This is a genomic window from Catellatospora bangladeshensis, assembly GCF_016862575.1.
In the GTDB taxonomy this organism is placed as follows: Bacteria; Actinomycetota; Actinomycetes; order Mycobacteriales; family Micromonosporaceae; genus Catellatospora; species Catellatospora bangladeshensis.
Window position 1 is genome coordinate 1 of the sequence record NZ_BONF01000083.1, and the last position, 4,138, is coordinate 4,138.

Consider the following 4,138-nt stretch of genomic DNA (forward strand, 5'->3'; position numbering starts at 1 on the left):
GCCTGACCGACTTCGGGGTAGGCACTTGTGCCTGACCTTGCCGGTCGAGAATGCTGGGTTTGTGGTCTGCGCCAGGGCCACCGTACTGGCTGTCGATACCAGGAACGATCTCGGCGACAGGTGGTGGCCAGACCACGCCAGAGTGATCCACGTACTGACGAACGGCACCTCGAGCCTGGGACCGGCACGCAAAGGGTAGGTGCCGCTGCCGTACTAGGCATCAGCGGCGTACTTGTCCGCAGCATTACTAACGTGCGCGTGTTCGTCCTCGTTTATGTGAAAGCCTGATTATCGGCGACTATATCGATCCGATCGTACTGAAGGCCCGCCCAATCAGACGTGCCAGGAATGGGGCCAGTACAGCAACGCTTGCACCATGTTAGATGACGATGCGGCCCGGCTGGCCGTAGGCGCTGCTCGGGTGATCATTGCCCCGATGGCGGCGCAAGCGTGGGCCGCCATCAAACGCGAAGTTGTTTCGATCTTCGCGTGGGATGGTGAAGAGCGCGCGCTATGGGTAGAGCAGCAATTGGACGCCACCCGACAGGACGCGGTCAATGGTCGACTCGATCAGAGCCGGGCAGTCGGCAAGTGGGAGGGCCTCATCGAGGACCTACTGCGACGTCATCCGGAGGTCGGTGGCCAACTGGCGGAGATCGCAAGCGTGCACCACCAGGAATCACCACACTCCTCGACCTACAACCAAGGAGACGTCACTGGCCGCCAAAACCAGCTGCACGTTGGTCCCGGCGGGGCATTCAGTAATTCCGGGGACATTCACCTCGGTGACAAGGTCGACAATCGGAAGAACTTCAACTTCCGCCTCGGGGCTGGCATCGCAATTCTTGTACTTCTCCTCGGGGGCGGAGTCGGTGCCGTTGTGTGGGGCCCATGGAGCTCCCCCGGCGCGGACGGCGATGATCTGCACACGTTCTCGGACTCTATTTCCCATTGGACGCCGATCTCCGATGCTGGCATTCCCGCCGACCACAGCATCCGATCGATCGTTTGTGTCTCCGCCGATCTCTGCTGGATGCCCGGCATAACGCAGAACAAGGGCGGTTTTCTTGGCCGCTTCGCCGACGGCAAGTTCACCACGGTCAGCGAGGTGGCTGAAGCACCCCCCATGTCAGTGGCATGTCGAATGCCCACGGACTGCTGGGGCGGTGCGCCCACAGCACGCAACGCCGCATGGCACTACGACGGCAAGACATGGCAACTTGCCCAGGGAACCGACAACGGCATCGAACTGTCACGGCTCGAGTTCTTCCGGTGCGACACTACTGCCGCCTGCGTAGCAACCGAGGACGACGAATCGTGCAAGGGCGCCGTCACATGGGACGGCACCAGCTGGCAAAGACTGCCCGAACACGACTGGAGTGGCGGTGCACAGTGCAGCCCCCACTGCCCCGAAGTGACATCCTGCGACTTTTTCGGAGCCGACACTGGCTCCCACAACCCCTCCGACTGGCGGCTGCGTAATGGCACCTGGAACAAGTACGCCGACGACCCGGCCGGAATCACCCTGAGCGACGCCATCCGAAGCACCTGCTGGTCACCGGGCGAGTGCATGACTCTGTACACCAAGGCCACTGGCCCAAGCGCCAAGCCCGACAGGGTGGTGTTTGCGATCGACAGCCGGGGCTTCAAGAAGATCGCCGGGCTTAATGAGGGATTCCCGGAGGACTTCTACGCCTTCGGCCTGACCTGCGCATCAGCGAGCAACTGCTTCGTGTTCGGCGCCACCGCCGACAACGGCAGCGATCCCCGCGGGGCGATGTGGCACTGGGATGGACACAGCTGGCAAACCGTGCAACTTCCCGCCGAGACGAACTTCGTCTACGAGGTGTCCTGCGTCGATGACATGTGCTTGGCGTTGACGAGCACGAACACTGGTGTGGTGCTGCTGCGGGGCACGGCTGACGCCTGATCAGCAGTCCGCGCCGAAGGTTCAGGGGCGTGCACCCACGTGACCTACTGTTGGATGGCTGCCAGAGGGTGTCGTCCGGGTTTCGCCGACCATTGTCGAGTTAAGGCTCTCAACTTGGTGCTTGGGCCCACCTGCCTAGTGTCTTGCTGCTGCCCGGGTCGCCTACGCGACCCGGGCAGCAGCAAGCTGGACTTTCCTACGGCGGGTTCGGCGCCGTCATGGGCATCGGCTTGTTCAGTTGGTACCTCTGCTGCCGCCCGAAGATCTTGCTCGCTACTGTCAACACCAAGGCGTTCACTGCCAACTGCCCGCCGGGAACGGCGCCAGTACTTGGACCCCACGGTTCCGTCACGCCGTCTCCGGCCGCATCGACACCTGGACGCCGTTCCTGCAACCACTGCTCCGCCACGGCCGAAGGCGCCGCCCGGCTCACAGGTGGCGCGATTGTTCTCGTCGACGGAACTCTGGGCGGCAACGACGCACGCAGGTTGTCAGAGTCCCCACTCGTTACATAGCTCTGCAAGCAACCTCTGGTGACGCCGCTGGACGACAACGGGATTCCAGTCTGGCTCTGACAACACCTGGCTGGTCAGTGCGAAGGTAGAGACGCCCTTGCCCAGGAAGTAGATCTGCTTCTTTTGGGCGAACTCATAGTTCTGCGCCTGAGAGTTCTTGGCCCGATTCAGCAACACGAGGTTGCCGAGCCGGTGCGTCCAGTCGCGGCGCTGTGCATCAGTGAAGATTGTCTTCCAGGTTGAGCCGCGGTCGGGGTTCTGCGGCAGCACATGCTCCACGGTAACGATGGCATGCTCGTAGGTGACACCAGAGCTGTTGGCGAGCACCTCGTCGAGCCGGAGCAGAACATACTTGCGGATCTTGTTGGCGAGGTACAGTTCGCCGTCTAGATGATCGATCGTCTCCGTCCGCTCGGTATCGGTGAGCTGGAGGGCGGGGGCGCCGACGCCGTACCCCTCGTCGAGTTCGCGCAGCAGGGCGGCGTAACGCTGGACGCGAGGGGTGGTGTATACCCTCCGGATGTGCATGCTGGCGGCTAGCCGCTCCAGCGCGCGGAGGAGCTCGTCGAGCATTGCCGCATCGTGCCGGTGCTTGTGCAGCGCCCAAAGCGCCGGCGGGCGCCAGTCATTGTTGTCGAGCTGCGCCAGGCGGTTGAACCAGGCGTTGACGGCAGCCGCGCCGCTTGGAGCGGTGTAGCTCCGATCCCGGATGTTGATGTACGCATCCGCGTACGGTACGAGTACGTCGTCGATGAACTGCGTGCCCTGACTCGGCAGATAGCCCTTGAGCACGTCCTCCTGAAACTCGGTGAGCAGTCCGCGGACAGCGCGCCTTCTGCTGAAAATCATCCGCAGGTGCAGGAACAGGTCGGCGAAGGCATCCCGGCCGAGGGACTCCTCAGCGTCTTCCCACTTGGCCGCATAGTCCTGTGATAACGGGTCCGTGATGCTGCCGATGACCTTGGACTTGAAGATGTCGGCCGGCGAGAGGTCCAGGCCGCGTGAGTTCATCACGCTGAAGATCCGATGGGCGCTGTTGAGGTCGGGCGTGCTGACGACTACGAGATAGGTGCGCAGGTTGAGCATGCGGACCAGAGCCAGGCGACGGTCTTCGGTCCACTCGGGCTCGACGAGCTTCTTGTGTAGGGCGCGCACGTTAGCCTGTACCGCCGTCTGCGCACCAGTGCTTAGGGCGAGTGATGGCAGCTGGCGGAGTACTTCAGTCGCCCCGGCCGCCTGTACGTACTTGGTGAAGAAGTCCTGGTCGCGCTTGCGCAGCTGCAATCGCGGTTCAGGCTTGTGACCCAGCGCGATCTCGCCCGGCTGGATCAGCATCCTCTGCAACGAGGCGCGCAGCTCATCGTTGTCGGTCAGATCGCGGAGCACTGCGAGCAGGAGGCTCAACGTGGTGATTCGCTGCTGGCCGTCGATCACCTCCGCCGGGGGCCGGTTCGGCTGCTTGACGAGCACGATGGAGCCGAGGAAGTACGGCTCTTCGGTGTCACGGTCGAGGGCCTCGGCGAGGTCGTCGAGCAGCTGCTCGGCCTGCTCCTTGTCCCAGGCGTACGGGCGCTGGTACTCGGGGATGCTGAACTTGAAGTCCGCACTGAAGACCCGGTGAAGCGGCATTTCGTGCGCCTCAAGGCGATAGTCCATCAAAGTCCTTCTGGTTGTTGTCAGCGCTCTGAGCTTT

The 4,138-nt window shown here is 62.8% G+C and carries 2 protein-coding genes; one reads left to right on the forward strand and one right to left on the reverse strand.

Annotation, left to right across the window (positions count from 1 at the left end; genetic code table 11):
• Positions 1-376 precede the first annotated feature (376 nt).
• Positions 377-1,930, forward strand: a complete 1,554-nt coding sequence (locus Cba03nite_RS39270; RefSeq protein WP_203757641.1) for a hypothetical protein — start codon at positions 377-379, stop codon at positions 1,928-1,930.
• A 491-nt stretch (positions 1,931-2,421) separates the two neighbouring features.
• On the opposite strand, the gene Cba03nite_RS39275 is transcribed toward Cba03nite_RS39270, so the two are convergent.
• On the reverse strand, positions 2,422-4,138 hold a 1,717-nt coding region (locus tag Cba03nite_RS39275), incomplete at its 5' end, for a DUF262 domain-containing protein (RefSeq protein WP_308442780.1).

What these genes read in the sequence shown, in the direction of transcription:
- Cba03nite_RS39270 (WP_203757641.1), top strand. Translation starts at nt 377, where the DNA reads ATGTTAGATGACGATGCGGCCCGGCTGGCCGTAGGCGCTGCTCGGGTG.